The sequence below is a fragment of the Variovorax sp. GW823-FHT04B03 genome, from assembly GCF_058796495.1.
The window spans coordinates 66,078-80,636 of the sequence record NZ_JBXAIT010000001.1 but is presented as its reverse complement, the minus strand read 5'-3'; the positions used below and the strand labels follow the sequence as shown (position 1 = coordinate 80,636).

10 protein-coding genes are annotated in these 14,559 nt (G+C 67.5%); all 10 read right to left on the bottom strand.

From position 1 onward, the window contains the following. Window positions 1–25: 25 nt before the first annotated feature. The 10 genes from AC1RAD_RS00330 to AC1RAD_RS00285 all read right to left on the bottom strand — a co-directional run bounded on the left by AC1RAD_RS00330 (window position 26) and on the right by AC1RAD_RS00285 (window position 14,530). Complete coding sequence (locus AC1RAD_RS00330) at window positions 26–1,078, bottom strand: pentapeptide repeat-containing protein (RefSeq protein ID WP_492733311.1); 1,053 nt, start codon at window positions 1,076–1,078, stop codon at window positions 26–28. Beyond that, the gene (locus AC1RAD_RS00325; protein WP_492733310.1) at window positions 1,075–3,786 is read right to left on the bottom strand and encodes a DUF2169 family type VI secretion system accessory protein; all 2,712 of its coding nucleotides are present in this window, start codon (window positions 3,784–3,786) and stop codon (window positions 1,075–1,077) included. Before AC1RAD_RS00325 ends, AC1RAD_RS00330 begins: the two co-directional genes overlap by 4 nt. Window positions 3,787–3,804: 18 nt before the next feature. Further along, window positions 3,805–4,218, bottom strand: coding sequence for a hypothetical protein (locus tag AC1RAD_RS00320; protein WP_492733308.1), 414 nt, complete (start codon window positions 4,216–4,218; stop codon window positions 3,805–3,807). Window positions 4,219–4,247: 29 nt separating this feature from the next. Continuing rightward, window positions 4,248–6,617 carry a type VI secretion system Vgr family protein gene (locus tag AC1RAD_RS00315; RefSeq protein ID WP_492733306.1) on the bottom strand — a complete coding sequence of 790 codons (2,370 nt, stop codon included), beginning with the start codon at window positions 6,615–6,617 and terminating at the stop codon, window positions 4,248–4,250. 17 nt (window positions 6,618–6,634) lie between these two features. Further along, window positions 6,635–9,340, bottom strand: a complete 2,706-nt coding sequence (gene tssH / locus AC1RAD_RS00310) for a type VI secretion system ATPase TssH (RefSeq protein ID WP_307696536.1) — start codon at window positions 9,338–9,340, stop codon at window positions 6,635–6,637. After that, window positions 9,337–10,497, bottom strand: a complete 1,161-nt coding sequence (gene tssG / locus AC1RAD_RS00305) for a type VI secretion system baseplate subunit TssG (protein WP_492733304.1) — start codon at window positions 10,495–10,497, stop codon at window positions 9,337–9,339. The genes tssH and tssG overlap by 4 nt, the downstream gene beginning before the upstream one ends. Then, on the bottom strand, window positions 10,494–12,365 hold the full coding sequence (gene tssF, locus AC1RAD_RS00300; RefSeq protein ID WP_492733302.1) for a type VI secretion system baseplate subunit TssF: 1,872 nt from the start codon (window positions 12,363–12,365) through the stop codon (window positions 10,494–10,496). The genes tssG and tssF overlap by 4 nt, the downstream gene beginning before the upstream one ends. Window positions 12,366–12,492: 127 nt before the next feature. Next, window positions 12,493–13,038, bottom strand: a complete 546-nt coding sequence (tssE, locus tag AC1RAD_RS00295) for a type VI secretion system baseplate subunit TssE (protein ID WP_062473960.1) — start codon at window positions 13,036–13,038, stop codon at window positions 12,493–12,495. Then, window positions 13,035–13,907 (bottom strand): type VI secretion system accessory protein TagJ, encoded by an 873-nt coding sequence (locus AC1RAD_RS00290; RefSeq protein ID WP_492733300.1) that lies wholly within the window; start codon window positions 13,905–13,907, stop codon window positions 13,035–13,037. Before AC1RAD_RS00290 ends, tssE begins: the two co-directional genes overlap by 4 nt. Window positions 13,908–14,047: 140 nt before the next feature. Further along, the gene (locus tag AC1RAD_RS00285; RefSeq protein WP_062473964.1) at window positions 14,048–14,530 is read right to left on the bottom strand and encodes an Hcp family type VI secretion system effector; all 483 of its coding nucleotides are present in this window, start codon (window positions 14,528–14,530) and stop codon (window positions 14,048–14,050) included. Between the last annotated feature and the right edge of the window lie 29 nt (window positions 14,531–14,559).

Below are 14,559 nucleotides of genomic sequence, written 5' to 3'. Positions count from 1 at the left end.
AGTGGAACGGACAGGCTTGGCGGCATCAGCGCGGCGGATGGATCATCTCTTGCGCCTTGAACAGCTCCGGATCGTTTTCGATGATGCCGCCGCCTCCCGAGAAACGCGCATCCGCGCGCGCGGCCCGATGAAAGCGGGTGCGCAGAAAACGCGCATTGCGCAAATCCGCGTGATGAAGTTCGGCATAGGAAAAATCGGCATCCTGCAGGTCCGCGTCGCGAAAACTGGCACCCCTGGCCTGCACGCGATGCAACACGCTCAGCGACAGGCGCGAGCGGCTGAAATCGGCACCTTCGAGTTGGGCGTCGGCCCAGATCGACTGATCGAAGATGGCATCGCTGCAATTCGCTTCACGCAGATCGGCCTCCGGGAACATCGTCTGGGCAGCATCCACTGCGCTGAAGTTCGCCTTGGTCAGCGTGGCGCCCTTGAAGTTGCTCTGGGTCAGTACGGCGCCGCTGAAATCGACACCTGCCATCGCGCTGTCGGTGAACTGGCAGCGCAGGAAGCTGGTGTGCGCCAAGCGCTGGCCTTCGAGATTGCACTCCATCAGGATCGAGCCATCGCATTGGGTCTGGGCGAACGCCACCGTGCGCAGATCCATGCGATAGAACATCAGGTGCAGCAGCTTCGCCCCACGGCAATCGAGCTGGTCGACCCGTGATTCGGTGACGACGATCTGATCGCAAATGCCGGGCTTCAACACCGCATGCCCGAGCTCGCATCTGACAAAAGCCACGCGCTCCATTTGCGCCTTCGCGAAATCCGCGTGAGCCAGCGAAGATTCGAAGAAGTTGGTGTCCTGCATGAACGCGCGACCGAGTTGCGCGGCCTCCAACCGGCACCGAAACACGCGCGCGCCTCTCAAGCTGGCCGCCGACAGGTCGGCTTGATCGAAGCTGCATTGCGCCAGCGAACTGTCGTCGAGGCAGGCGCCATGCAGATTCGTCCGGCTCAGGTCGACGTGCTCCATCTGTGCCCCCGACAAATCGACGCCGCTGAGGTCCTGACCCGCGAGACTCGCCTTGACCACCGGTTCGCCATGCCGGATCTTGTCCAGAAGTTCTTCGACTGTCATCGAACCTTGTCCATCCTGCGTGCGGGCAAGGTCTTGGCGCCTTGGGTGTAGGCGCCGGTGAAGGTGGTCGAGCCGTCCATGGCGGCCTGCGACACGTCGGCACGAAACAGATTGGCATCCTGCAGGCTGGCAAAGCGCAGGTCGGCCTTGGAAAGATTGGCGTCGATGAGGTTGGCACCGCGCAACGAGGCTTCGCGCAAGTCCGCGCGAATGAACAGGCTCTCGCCGGCATGCAACTCCTCCAGCCGCGCGCGCCGCAGGTCGCACTCGGAGAAGTCGCAGCCGTCAAGGCGTGCCTTCGCGAGGTCGGCGCCGACCAATACGGCGCCGCGCAGGCCGCACTGCTTGAGCGAAGCGGCGCAGAACACGGCCTGCACCAGGCTGCAGCCATGGACGAAGGAACAGGTGACGAGGCTGGCCTCGGTGAAGTCGACCCCCTCCTGCGCATCGACAGTGACGAAAGCACAGGCGTTCAGCGCGGCGCGCACGAAGGATGTCCCCTTGAAGCTGCACTCGATCCAGCTCACCTGCTTGAACGCGGCGTTGTCAAACGCCATGTCTTCCAGTGCCAGCTTGACCATCGTCATCTGCTCCCAGTGCGAGCCGCGCGCATCGCAACGCACCCATTCGCTTTCGACCAGATCGGCCTGGTTGAACACGGCCTTCGCCAGCACGCAGGAACGAAAAATGGTCTTGTTGCAACGCGTCTGCACGAAGCTCGCACCCGTGAAGTTCGCGCCTTCGCAGTGCGCGCCACCCAGATTGGCCTCGTCCAATCGCGCATCGGTGAGCGAAGCCCGGACCAACCGCGCCCGCGCAAGCACCGCGCGCGTGAAGTTGCAGCCATCGAGCCGCGCGTCGCTGAAGTCGACGTCTTCGAGGTTCGCTTCCGTGAAGTCGGCACCGCGCAGATCCAGGCCCGAGAGGTTGGCGCCGACGAAGCTCATGCCTGCGAAACGACGCTCACCGCTGGCTGCGGCCTCAAGACGCCGACGCAGCCGCCTGGAGCGCAGGCTGCTGGCCGGCGGCGCCGGCTCGAGCAGGTGTGCGCCGTAGAGGTGCCCCATGCGCGCGCTGCGCCCGGCCTGCTCGCGCAGCCGCGCGCTTTCGGCGGCCTCGTCGGGTGTGAGGGGTGTCGGGCGCTCGCGCGCCGCATCTTCCTCGAGGCGCGCGAGGTCGCGCAGCAGGCGGTCCGGGTCGAATCGGCGCTGCACAGGCTTGCCGGTCCGCGCCGTGACCTCGGTCATGGCCTTGTCGATGCTCGCCTTGATCTCGCCCGACAGCTTGCGCGGATCCATCTGCGACAGCGGCGGGATATCGATATCGGGTTGGATGGCAGCGGGCATCCCCTGTGCGACGGCCTTGGCGCGGTCCTCGGCGCCGCGGGCAAGGGCCGCCTGGCGCATCTGCTCGAGGGCTTGATCGGCCTTCTCGGCGAAGTCGGGCAGATCGTCCATGGAGGCCGGTGGCTGCAAATCCGGTTCGGACAGGGGCGGCAGATGCTGCTCGGGATCCAGGCCCTGCGCCAGCAGACGGGCGCGCAGGCGTTCGCGCTCGCGCTGCCGGCCTGCGCGCAGGTTGCGCACCAGCGGAAGCGAGGCGATGTCGGGCATCTGGTCGCCTGTCCACGGCCCCATGACCGCCTTGGGGACCAGGTCGCTGTCGCGCAGGACCAGCACCGCCTTGGCTGGATCGATGCGCTGCTGCAGCACCTGCTGGTAGTGGGCGAGCGGCCGCGGCTGATCGCGCAACTCGAGCGCGGGCATGATGTGCTTGACGTCGGCCGCGTCATCTTCCGCGATGGGCGATGCACCGTGCCAGACCAGGATGACGCGCTCGGCGTGCGGGAAAAACCAGGCCGTGCTCAGGCGCAGCGAAATTTCCGACAGCGCGCCACCGTCTTTCTGAAAGCTGGCGAAGCAGCGCGCCTGCCAATCGGGCAGCTGGCCGCGCATCACCGGCTGCCGAGGGTGCATGTTCCACAGTTCGTAGGCGGCGCCCGGCGGCAGTTCGCGATGGCCGGGCAGGCGCTGGTCGGCAGGTGCGGCATTGAAGTAGCGCCAGTCCATGTCCTCGGCGAAACCCGGGTAGTCGTGCTGCAGCCATTGCTGGTCGTAGGCGCGCCCCATCAGCGCGAGCCGCTGCGGCCGATCGGGTGGTATGGCGCCGAAACCCGCAGGCACGATGCGCCGCCCGGGTGTGTCCTGACGCGCGCCGGGCAACTCGACATGGGGAAGCCGGCGCGTATGTACGCCGTTGATCGTTTCATCGAAGCTGCCGATGCCTTCGGGGTTGTCGGGCTCGCCCGGGCCACCATAGGCATGTGCCCAATCCAGCCTCAAACGCTCGAAAGGCTGGGCAGGTGTCGCGCGGCCGTCAAGCCAGTAGCGATCACCACTCACCAGCACTGACTTGGCCTGGCCATGGAAGACGGCCTGGGCCGCGCACAGTGTCTTGTCGTCCTGATGCGCCGTGTACGCATAGCCGCTGACCAGCCACTCCGGCTCGATCTTGGGCACGCCCAGGTCCAGCACGTTGCCGGGCCCGATCTCGTCGGCCGCCAGCTTCCAGAGATCCTGGTCGGGCATCAGCAGGGGCTCGGGCGCCAGGCTGGCCATCGCGAAGACCGAGACGCCCAGCAGGTCTTGCCGCTGCCGTCGGAAGGGCCGCGTGAGGATGCTCAGGCGAAAAGGCTTGATGGTCTTCATTGGGGCAGCGGACCTGCTTCAGCGCATCGGCTGGTCGATGGCGATCTCGCGCGAGACCGGGTCGAAGCGCAGCTTCACGGAGCGCCCCGGGGCGAAGTCGGCGAGCTTCACCGGGCTGATCGGGGCGACCAGTTCGGTCTCGTAGGCAGGCAATGCGCCCTCAGGCTGTACCTGGAGCTTGAGCCGCACGAGGATATAGATGCGCTCGACCCGCATGCCCGTGTCATGGCTCTCGAGCACCATCGCTACGGCCGGCTGGCCCGTACGAAGCACTCGCTCGGCGCGATCCGTCCCCATCACGTGGCGGTTAACCACACTCTGCTGATGCATCACGCGGAAGACATGGCGCTTGGCCAGCGTGATCAGCACGAATGCCAGCAGCGCGACGACAGCGATGGGGACAATCAGATGCCAGTACTTGGTGAACCACACAGCGAAAAGATCCAACACGCGCCCCAGGCTCAGAGATAGACGGTGATGCCTCTGGGGTTCACCTTGACTTGGGACAAGTCGACTTTTATCGCCTTGTTGTCCGCCGTGTACACCGTCTGGGTGGTGGTGAAGAGGCCGACCGCACCGCTGGCGGAATACACGTCGAATTTGTTGATGGCGCCCGTGAGCGAGTAGGCGTTGAACCCCAGGTTCAGGCCGGCAACGCTGGCCACCACCCCATTCACGAACACGGCAGCGCCATTGATGCTCACGTTGACCCCGTTGATCCCCATGTTGAAGCCCTTGAAGGCAATGCCCCAGTCCGTGAAGGTCACCTTCTTGGCCGACTTGTCCTCCACATGAGGTGCATCCAGGATGATCTTGGTCGGCGACTTGATCGTGATGTCTGCCTTGGTGCTTTCCAGGCGCATCGGGCCATCCGTTGTCGCTGTCAACGACGTGTCCGCATGCACCTTTTGCGCTCCCTTGACGAGATAGTCCTCGTCGCCCTTGACCGTCACCTTCTTCCCCTTGGTTTCTTCGGTATACAGACCGAGCACCGTGGTGTTCTGCGGGCCATCAATGTCTTCCTTGAGCGACGTCCCGATGATTCGCTCTTCCCCCTTGTCTACCGTGTCCTTGCGCTTGCCGGTGACATGGATGGTCTGATTCCCGATGACATCGACCTGCTGGTTGCCGCCATCCACCTTGATGAACTGGTCGCCTCCGTTGACGGTGATCTTCTGCGGCCCGCCCTTATTGACCGTCAGGCTGTGCGGGCCGTTGACCGTCACATTGAGCGAGGTGTTGGTCGTGTAGGTGTCCGAACCTTCAATCACCGTCACGCGCGTGCCGTCCACGGTGTGTGTTTCATTGTTCTCGACGTTGAGGCTGTAATCCTTCTGCGCGTGCATCTTGATCGACTCGTTGCTGGGGTCGTCGTCGATCATGAAGTGGTTGGCCAGCTCGCCATCGCCCTTGATCGTGCGGCTGATGAACCCGCTGACCGTCGCCTTGGCAGGAAGCTCCAGCGGCGGCATCTGGTCGGCGTTGTAGACGCGCCCGATGATGATCGGCCGGTCGGGACACCCGGCAATGAAGTCGACGATCACCTCCTGCCCCACGCGCGGATGGTTCACGGCGCCGAAGTTGGAGCCGGCCCACGCGCTCGACACGCGCACCCAGCACGAGCTGTCTTCGTTGCGCTGGCCGTAGCGGTCCCAGCGGAACTGCACCTTCACGCGGCCGTACTTGTCGATCCAGATGTCTTCACCGGGCGGGCCGACCACGGTGGCGGTCTGCGGGCCCTGCGTGCTCGGCACGCGCGTGATGCGCCGCGCGCGGAAGGGGAACGAGGTGGGCTGCACGCCGAAGTGAAAGCTGTACTCGCCCGGCATGCCGCCGCTGGCGTAGCCGCCTTCGCGCAGGCTGTACATCACCGAGACGACGAGGTACTCGCGGTTGTCCTCGTTGCGCGGTGCGTTCTGCATGGTGAAGCGGTAGCCGGGCGCCATGCCGCGCACGTTGGTGTGGCCGGTGTCGACCTCGGCCTGGGCCTGCGCTTCCTCGAGGCGGATGCGCGCGTAGTGCTCGCCCTGCCCCGCATCGCTGTAGCCGCCCATCCACTCGTACATCTCGTAGCGGCCGTGGTCGTTGCCGCGCGGCTGGCTGCGCGTGTTGAGCAGGTCGGCCCTGGGCTTCTTGAAGTCGAAGTCGTCGACCACGTAGGTGCCGGGGCGGATCTCTTCGGTCACTTCCCACTGGTCGATCACTTCGCGGCCGGGGTCGCTGGCGCGGTCGCTCGCGAGGTAGCCGATCTTCGGATAGCCGGGCAGCGTCTCGTGGGCGCTCATGTCGTCGGCGAGCACCAGCGTGTGCTGGTTCCTGTCGTGCTTGAAGTAGTAGTAGATGCCCTCGTGCTCCATGAGCCGGCTCACGAAGGCGAAGTCGGTCTCCTGGTACTGCACGCAGTACTCCCACTGGCGGTATGAGGCACTGAGCTTCTTCTCGAAGGCGAAGCCGTACTCGCCCAGCACGTCTTCGAGGATCTCGACCACCGACTTGTTCTGGAAGATCTTGCAGTCGCTGGTGCGCGTGAGGTACCACAGCCAGGGCCGCACCGAGGCGCGGTACACGGTGTAGCGCGAAGAGCCGCCCTCGCGCCCGATCATGGTGAAGCGCGTGATCTGGCCGTTGAGGTAGCGCGGCGTGCCGCTCAGGGTCTGTATTTCGAGCGCGAGCGGCTTGCCGAGCAGGCCCTTCATGTCGACCGAGGTGTTCGGGCTCAGCAGGTCGACCTCGAACTCGAACAGCTGCGACAGCCCTTCGCTGCCGTGCATCGAGCGAAACAGCAGCTGTTCTTCTCCGAGCGGGGTGTGGGCTTTGACGACTCTGTCCATGCGGCTCTCCCTTGGGTCTACGCGGGGCGTTCTGAAAACTCGTACTGGAAGTCGTCGCCCGCTGCGCCCAGCTGCACGCCGGCGAGCTTGCGCGCACTGACGGTGGCGCCGATGACTTCCTCGCTCAGCCGGGGCAGGATGGTGTGCGTGAGGATCGCGTCGATCATCCGGCCACCCGACTCTATGGCCGTGCAGCGGCGTGCGACAAGCGCGACGGCGCTGTCGTTGTAAGCCAATGCAATGCCGTGGTTGGCCTGCAGCCGCGCCGCGATGCGGTCCAGCTGCAGGCGAATGATCCGGTGCAGCGCATCGGCCTGCAGCGGGTAGTAGGGCACGACCACCAGGCGCCCGAGCAGCGCGGGCGCAAACACTTTCAGCAGAGGCTCGCGCAGTGCCGCCGCCAGCGGCTCGGGGTCGGGACGCAACGTCGGGTCTTCGCACAGCTGCATGACGAGGTCGGTGCCGACGTTCGACGTCATGATGATCACGGTGTTGCGAAAGTCGATGTGCCGGCCTTCGCCGTCTTCCATCCAGCCCTTGTCGAAGACCTGGAAGAAGATCTCGTGCACGTCGGGGTGCGCCTTCTCGATCTCGTCGAGCAGCACCACGCTGTAGGGCCGCCGGCGCACGGCTTCGGTGAGCACGCCGCCTTCGCCATAACCCACGTAGCCGGGCGGCGCACCCTTGAGCGTGGAGACGGTGTGCGACTCCTGGAACTCGCTCATGTTGATGGTCACGAGGTTCTGCTCGCCGCCATACAGCGCCTCCGACAGCGCGAGCGCGGTCTCGGTCTTTCCCACGCCCGAGGGACCGCACAGCAGGAACACGCCGACGGGCTTGTTGGGGTTGTCCAGCCGCGCACGCGCGGTGCGGATGCGGCGCGAAATGGTCTCCAGCGCATCGGGCTGCGCGACCACGCGGGCCGACAGGATCTCGCCCAGGCGCAGCACCGACTGCGCGTCGTCGCGCACCATGCGGCCGATGGGAATGCCGGTCCAGTCGGCGACCACGGTGGCGACGGCCTGCGCGTCGACGGCCGCGAGGATGAGCGGTGTCTCGCCTTGCAGCTTCACGAGCTGGTCTTGCGCTTCGTTGAGTTCGGCGCGGATGGCTTCGGGTGTTCGCTCGGGCTCGGCCGGCGCTTCCTCTTCGCGGTCATCTTCCGCTTCAGATTGCACCGGCACCGCCGCAGGCGACAGCAGCTTGCGCAGCGCGACGATGCGCTCGACCAGCGCCGCCTCTTCCACGCGCCGCTGTTCCAGCAGTTCGAGTTCAGCCTGCGCGGCAGCCACCTGCGCGGCGATGTCTTCCACGCGCTGGTGCTCGCCGACCCCGATCGCCGCCTCGCGCCCCGCGATGCCCGACTCGATGCCCAGCACCTCGATGCGCCGTTTCAAATCTTCGAGCGCCGCAGGCAACGCGTGCTGGCTCAGCGCCACGCGCGCACACGCGGTGTCGAGCAGGCTCACGGCCTTGTCGGGCAATTGCCGCGCGGGAATGTAGCGGTGCGACAGGCTCACGGCAGCTTCGAGCGCGGCGTCGAGGATGAGCACGCCGTGGTGCTTCTCCAGTTCGGCCGAGATGCCGCGCAGCATGACCACGGCCTTGGGCTCGGTGGGCTCGTGCACCTGGATGGTCTGGAAGCGCCGCGTGAGCGCCGGGTCTTTCTCGATGTACTTCTTGTACTCCGACCACGTCGTGGCACCGATGGTGCGCAGCCGCCCGCGTGCGAGCGCGGGCTTGAGCAGGTTGGCCGCATCGCCGGTGCCGGCGGTGCCGCCCGCGCCGACCAGCGTGTGCACCTCGTCGACGAACAGCACGATGGGCTTCGGGCTTTTCTCGACCTCGTCGATCACCTGCCGCAAGCGCTGCTCGAACTCGCCCTTCACGCCCGCGCCGGCCTGCAGCAGCGTGGGGTCGAGCACCCACAGCGACACGTCCTTCAGCGAAGGCGGCACGTCGCCGGCCGCGAGGCGCGAGGCCAGGCCTTCGACCACGGCCGTCTTGCCGACGCCGGCCTCGCCGGTGAGCAGCGGGTTGTTCTGGCGGCGGCGCATGAGGATGTCGACGATCTGGCGGATCTCGTCGTCGCGCCCGTACACGGGGTCGAGCTCGCCGGCGCGCGCCTTGGCCGTGAGGTCGCTCGCGTACTTGGCCAGGGCCGAGCCGCCGGCGGCGGGGGCATCGCCTTGATGCTGCGCCACAGGTGCGCCACCGCCCGCCTCCGACGCGGCGTCGTAATCGTCTTCCGGCGAGCCTTCGGTCCACGCGGCAAGCTGCGCGACCAGCACATCGGGCACGAGCTTGTCGAACTCGCGCGAGATGCCCGAGAGCACCTGGCGCAGGCCCGGCGTCTTCACGATGCCGGCGAGCAGGTAGGCGCCGCGAATCGACGTGGCTTCGAAGCGCAGGCTGGCATAGACCCACGCACGCTCCACCGCATGGTCGACGTGCTCGGAGATGTCGCTGATCGACGTGGCGCCGTGCGGCAGGCGGTCCAGCGCGCGCACGAGGTCCTGCTCGACCGCGTCGAGGTTGAGCCCGGCGCGCTTGATGATGCGCAGCAGGTCGCTGTCCTGCAGCTGCAGGATCTGGTGCAGCCAGTGCACGAGTTCCACGTAGGCATTGCCGCGCAGCTTGGCGAAGGCGGTGGCGGTCTCCAATGCCTTGTAGAGCATCGGATTCAATTTCGAAAAAAGAGAGACGCGGCGGATGTCGGTCATGAGGAAGCCGGTGCGTTGCGGGAAAAGAGCGCCTCGGGCTGGAACACCATGTCGCCGGCGTCGGTGTCGGACAGGCGGGTGCCGAGCCAGCTGCCCCAGCCCAGGCGCTGGTCGCTGCTCAGCCGCATGCCGCGCGCCTCGGGCTTGCTGAGCACCAGCCGCAGCTCCCAGGCGAATTCGATGCCGACGTACTGGCGCACCCAGTCGATCACCTGCTGCAGCCGCGGGCTGCCCGGCAGGAACTCGCGGAACTGCTGCTGCGACAGCGGGCCGAGTTCGAGCCTGAACTTGCCCTGCGCATCGCGCACCGCCAGGCCGATGGTGGCGCCGCTGCCCAGCCGGTGGTTGCGCCCGAGCAGGCCGATGCGGCTGACCTGGCGCTCGTCGATGTGCACCCAGTCGCTCACGAACTCGACCACGCGCACGGGCACGTCGAAGTACAGGCGAAGAATCTGAATCAGCCCTTCGGGGTTGCGCGTCTGGCGCACCAGGTGCCCCGCCATGTGGGTGCGCGCGTGGTCGGCGATGCGGTCGCGCGCCTTCAGGCCGGGCTGCCCCATGTTCATGAGGCTGGCCACGTAGTCGACGAAGCGGTGGCCGTCGGGGCGGTCCAGGCTGTTGACCGACTGCGCGTCGGCCCAGGCGCGATAGAACAGCAGGATCAGCCGGTGGTGGAACAGGTCGGCGAACGCGCTGAGGGTGTTGTCGGCGTGGTGGCGCTTGCGCTCGCGTGCGTATTCGGTCAGGTGCAGCGGCAGCGGGCCGTTGGGGCCGAACAGGCCGAAGCCGTAGATCGAGATGCGCGGCGCGCCGTCTTGGTCCACCTCGACGCCCGACACGTTCGACGGCGCGAAGGCCATCGAGGGCTCCTGGCCCAGCCGCAGCGGCTCGTCGCGCGGGCGCGGCGCGCGGCCCAGCAGCGGATGGTCGCCCTGCGCGTCGAGCCGGCGCAGCAGCATGAACAGGTCGTGCTCGAAGGGCTGCTCGACGAGCCGGGCCCACAGCGCGGGGTCGGCCTCGGGCACGCCGCGGCGCGGCGCGGACTTCGCCTTGGTGTGGGTGGGGCTGCGCACATCGCCGGCCGCCTCGTCGCGCACCTCGGCCTCTGCCGGCAGCAGCTGCAGCATGGCGCCGTCGGTGAGGCCGGTCGTGCTCATACGGTGGGGCGGCGTCCCACGCGCGGGGTCCAGCGCGCAATTTCGCCGCGCTGCAGGCTGGACAGCGCGAACTCGGTGAAGGCATTGAGCGACACGTGCCGGCTGAAGAACTGCTCCAGCACGGCGCCGAACAGGTACGGGCTCGCGCCAGAGAACGCGACCTCGTCGATCTGCAGCGCGATCTCCACGCCGCGCCCGAACACGATCGGGCCCGGCTCGGGCAGGCGGCGGAACACCGGCGCCAGCGCCATCGAGCGCACGCCCTGGATCTGCCGGCGCACGGCCGGGTCGGCGAGGTTGCCGTACAGGTCGAGCATCTCGCGCAGCGCGGCGGCGCCCTGCGTGGCATCGACATCGGTCAGGCTCAGGTAGTTCAGGCCCAGGTGGCTGATGAGGCGCCAGGTGAGCGCGCCTTCGGCCAGCGCCGGGTACGGCCGCGACGGCCCGCGCAGGATGCGCACGCCGCGCACCGGCGCCGACACGCGCAGCGTGAAGTCCGATTCGAGCCCGGTGGGCAGCAGCAGCGGCAGGTCGCGGTTGGTGCACAGCGCGTCGATGGTGATGTGGCGCAGGCTGTGCGGGAACGGTGCGTCGTGCTGGTCGACCAGCGACACGTACACCTCGCTGCCGGTGTAGCTGGTGCGCGTGCCCTGCGCGCGCGCGCGGTCGGACACCAGGCGCGGCTCGCGGCGCAGCGAGAAGTAGGCGCCGAAGTCGCCGTCGTCGGACGCGAACGAGCCGAGGAAAGGCCGGAACTCGCGCTCCTCCGAGCCGTTGGCCATGTGGCCCGTGACGCGCTCGACGGTGAAGATCTCGAAGTCGCGCGGGCGCGTGCGGTCGATCACCGCATGGTGCTCGTGCTGGCCCGGCCCGACCGGGATGCGGTCGCTGCGGCGCGGCACGAGGTTGATGATGGGCGTGCAGAACAGCGAGAAGTGCCTGGCATCGACCAGCCGCTCCAGGTCGGCGTCGGCGCGATCGAGCAGGATCACGATCTCCATCGTGGTGCCGCCGATGGCCGAGGCCGCCGCGCGCAGGTGCTTCACGCTGAAGAAGAGGTAGCGCTCGGGAAAGGCGAAGTACTCGTGCAGCAGGCGGTAGCCCTGGAACGAGCGCGCGTCGTAGGGCAGCAGCGACTGCTCGGGGTCGAAGCCCTCGTGGCGGATCGCCTCGTCGCCCAGCGGCACGATGCGCGCCGTGCTGCCGGGGCCGGCGCGGCACACGGTCGCCACGCTGTGGTGCGCCACCAGTTCGAGCACGCGCAGCGCGTGCAGCTCGGCGCCCGAGAGAAAGAACTCGAGCCGATCGAGCGGCATCTCCGAGAAGCGCGCGCCGCCCACGGCCTCGAGCTTGATGGTGATCGCGCCCTTCGCCTGGCGCGCCGCCATCGGCAGCGCATGCGCGATCTCGGCCGGCACCGGGCCCAGGCTCGCCTCGGCAATCTTGATGGGCCACAGCGTGACGGCATGGCCCGTGCGGAACTCGCAGGCCGTCTGCTCGCCCTTGATCATGCGGCCGCGCAACAGCGTGTGGCGCGGCAGCTCGTAGCCCGCCTTCAGCGAGCCCTCGTTGAGGTTGCCGTCGATCTGCACCACGGCCATCGCGGGCAGCGGCGCGAGGAAGTTGGGGTACACCACCTCGAGCAGGCGCTGCGAGAAGCGCGGAAACTCCGCGTCCATCTTGAGTTGGATGCGCGCCGTGAGAAAGCTGAAGCCTTCGAGCAGGCGCTCCACGTACGGGTCGCTGACCTCGATGCCGCGCATGCCCAAGCGGCCTGCGATCTTGGGGTAGCGCTGCGCGAACTCGGCCCCGAGCTCGTGCATGTAGGTGAGTTCGCGGTTGTAGTAGTCGAGGAGCTTGGCGTCCATCAGTGGCTTTCCCCCAGGCTTCGCGCACTTCGTGTCGCTACTCCTACCCCCTCACCGGGGGCAACACCAGTGGCCCGGCAAAGCCGGTTCCACGGTGTTCCTTGAAAAGAGGACCCATGCAGTCGCATCACAGCCCTCCTGTCGGTCGCAGCACCATGTGCCCGCTTTCCAGGTCCAGCTCCGAACGCAGGATGAACTCGATCGGGTACGGCACCGACCACAGCGTGCCGCGGATCTCCAGCGCGAGCAGGTTGTGGTGCTCCAGGTCGGTCGCATCGGTCACGCAGCGCACGTCGATGCTGTCCTTCATGATGCGCGGCTCGAAGTCGATGATGGCCGCGCGGATGGCCGCCTCCACGTCGGCGAAGTCGACCTCCGACATGCGCCCGCCGGCCCAGCCGCGCACGCCGTAGTTCACCACCGAGCCGCGCGCGCGCGGCATGCCGTTGATGCGGTGGTCGGCGCCGAAGTTGGTGGTGTTGAGCAGCCACTGCAGGTCGCGCAGCACCGAGTCGCGCAGCAGCTTGCCGCTCATGAGGAAGGCGCCCGCGCGCTCCTGGCCGTTCTGCGGCGCCTTGTCGGTGAGGCGGTCGAGCAGCACGGGCTGCAGGCGGTCGCGCGCGACGCTTTCCTGGGCGTCGCCGTCGATGTCGGTGGTGACGGCGGGGGTCATGGGGCCGCGCCTTCCGTCGCTGCGGCGAACTCGATGCGCCGCAGGTCGAGCAGCGAGTGGTCACCGGCCTCGCTGATCAGCGTGCGCTGGCCGACGCCCGCGAACTGGTCGTCGCCCGCGAGCGGCTGCCAGTCGGTGCGGCGGCCCAGCGCGGTCTCGTCGTCCAGGCTGTCGAGCGCGCCCGGGTAGCGCACCGGCACGAGGCCGTTGAGGCCGCGTCCGTCGTGCAGCTCGATCTCGGCCGGCGCCCACAGCAGGTCGACCAGATGTTGCGGGCGCGAGAACTTGATGCGGCGCACCGCCGGCAGCGGCAGCCACGCGTAGCCCGAGGGCGTGAACAGTTCGAGCACGGCGCCGATGCGCGCGTCGCCGTCGCACAGCCAGGCGAAGTCGCTGTGTGCGGCGGGCTCGCCGTCGAGCGCCTGCACGGCCCGCGCATCGGAGCGGTCGACGGTGGTCAGCGTGCCTTGCAGCGCCGGCGCCGCGTCGCGTGCGGCCTCGCGCAGCGCGGCGGCCTCGTCGGCACGTTCGGCGGGCAACACGGCGGCGCCGAGCAGTTGCTCGACCCAGTCGGCATTGCCCGAGACGATGGCCGGCGTGCGTCCGCCGCCGGCCCAGAAGTCGGTGCGCTCGCGCTCGCCCCGCAACGCCATCGCGCAGGTGACGCTGGCCGGCGTGAAGGTGGGGTCGAGCTTCGTGGCGAGCTTGAGCTGGTCTTCGGCCCGCTGCCATTCGCCGCGCAGCGCGAGGAAGTGGCACAGGGCAAGGCGCAGGCCGGCATTCTGGGGACTGGCGCGAATCTGCCGCTGTACCCATTCGGTGTGCTCGGCCACGGAGCGCTCGCCCAGCACTGCAAACCCATCGCCCATGAAACTTCCCCGTTGACTGGCTGAAAGGTGAAAGGCGGCGCGCCGCGAAGGGGCGCCGCAGGAGACAGACAAACGGCTGTGGACCGCCGGCGGGGGCTGCATGGCCCTGAAGGCCACGGCCCCGCCGCGCAACAAGGAAATCAGGCTTCCTTGTTTTCCTTGATGTTCCAGCCCAGCACCGTCTCGGCGCCCTTGCCGCCCTTGTCGGTCTGTTCCCAGTACTGCTGTTTCACCTTCGCGGCCTGGAAGGCGTACTGCACGAGCACCGCATCGCCGCCCTGCTCGGCCGTGTACTGCACCGAGGTGACGAGCACTTCTTCGAGCGTGACGCGCGTGTATTCGATCTGCGAGCCGCCGGCCTTGCACACGGCCACCTCGACCTTGCTCAGGTGCTTGCCGCTCGCGCAGTTCTTCAGCACGGAAGGCGCGGCCTTGTCGATGCGCGCGAGCACCTGCAGGTCGTTGAAGCTGGCCTTGCCCACGCCGCCGCCACCGCCGCTGACCATGTTGCCAGGCTGCGTCGCTCCCCATGCAAACGACTTGATGTCGGTCCAGTCCTTGTGGTTGGAGTCCTTGGACTCGCCGTTTGCACCCTCGACGCGCATGAACATGTCTACTGCCATGATTGACCCCCAAAAGTTATCGATGAATT

Excerpts from the sequence above, each read along its gene's own strand:
- AC1RAD_RS00330 (WP_492733311.1), bottom strand. The coding sequence starts at position 1,078 with ATGACAGTCGAAGAACTTCTGGACAAGATCCGGCATGGCGAACCGGTG.
- AC1RAD_RS00325 (WP_492733310.1), bottom strand. The coding sequence starts at position 3,786 with ATGAAGACCATCAAGCCTTTTCGCCTGAGCATCCTCACGCGGCCCTTC.
- AC1RAD_RS00315 (WP_492733306.1), bottom strand. The coding sequence starts at position 6,617 with ATGGACAGAGTCGTCAAAGCCCACACCCCGCTCGGAGAAGAACAGCTG.
- tssH (WP_307696536.1), bottom strand. The coding sequence starts at position 9,340 with ATGACCGACATCCGCCGCGTCTCTCTTTTTTCGAAATTGAATCCGATG.
- tssG (WP_492733304.1), bottom strand. The coding sequence starts at position 10,497 with ATGAGCACGACCGGCCTCACCGACGGCGCCATGCTGCAGCTGCTGCCG.
- tssF (WP_492733302.1), bottom strand. The coding sequence starts at position 12,365 with ATGGACGCCAAGCTCCTCGACTACTACAACCGCGAACTCACCTACATG.
- tssE (WP_062473960.1), bottom strand. The coding sequence starts at position 13,038 with ATGACCCCCGCCGTCACCACCGACATCGACGGCGACGCCCAGGAAAGC.
- AC1RAD_RS00290 (WP_492733300.1), bottom strand. The coding sequence starts at position 13,907 with ATGGGCGATGGGTTTGCAGTGCTGGGCGAGCGCTCCGTGGCCGAGCAC.
- AC1RAD_RS00285 (WP_062473964.1), bottom strand. The coding sequence starts at position 14,530 with ATGGCAGTAGACATGTTCATGCGCGTCGAGGGTGCAAACGGCGAGTCC.